The sequence below is a fragment of the Streptomyces sp. 2A115 genome (assembly GCF_052245575.1).
In the GTDB taxonomy this organism is placed as follows: Bacteria; Actinomycetota; Actinomycetes; order Streptomycetales; family Streptomycetaceae; genus Streptomyces.
This window is the reverse complement of the sequence record NZ_JBQQCG010000254.1, coordinates 1-733: the sequence shown is the minus strand read 5'-3', so window position 1 is coordinate 733 and position 733 is coordinate 1. Positions and strand designations below refer to the sequence as shown.

The following is a 733-nucleotide window of genomic DNA, read 5'->3' as shown; positions in this document are numbered from 1 at the left end:
AGGGAGTGTCATGAATCAGGTGTGTGATCTCCACAAAGGAGTGACCTGATGGGTACGACAACGGATCGCTTGATCGAGTCGGCGGGCGGCGTGTCGCTTGCCGGGGGCAGCGGGCTTGTCGAGGGTGCCGACATGAAGTCGATGCCGGTGTCCGTGAACGGACTGTCCGTTGAGCTGCTGGAGGAGTTGGCCGCGCTGGCGGCGGAGAAGACGGCCCAGGGCGGACTGCGGCTGATGGGCGAGGGCGGGATCCTGCCCGAGCTGGCCCGGCATCTGATGCAGGCGGCTCTGGAGGCCGAGATGGACCTGCACCTGGCCGGGGAAGCGGGTCGGGCCGGCGGGCGCGGGTCACGCTCGGGTGGCAACTCCCGCAACGGCTACCGGGCGAAGAAGGTGATGACAGAGGTCGGACCGGTGACCGTGCAGGTTCCCCGCGACCGGCTGGGCACGTTCACGCCGAGGCTGCTGCCGAGGTACGCGCGTCGCACCGGGGCCCTGGACGACATGGTCCTGTCGCTGACGGCGAAGGGGCTGACGTCGGGTGAGATCGTCGCGCACCTCGCCGAGGTCTATGGGATGTCGACGACGAAGGAGACCGTCTCGACCACGGCTACCGTGAGATCCTCGGACTGTGGGCCGGCGACGGCGGCGAGGGCGCCAAGTACTGGCAGAAGGTCCTGACCGAGATCCGCAACCGCGGGGTCCGTGACGTGCTGATGCTGGTCTGCGACGG

1 pseudogene is annotated in these 733 nt (G+C 68.3%); it reads left to right on the top strand.

The features are described from left to right. Positions 1-132: 132 nt before the first annotated feature. Positions 133-733: pseudogene (locus ACTWQR_RS55895) on the top strand (transposase); the annotation flags it as partial.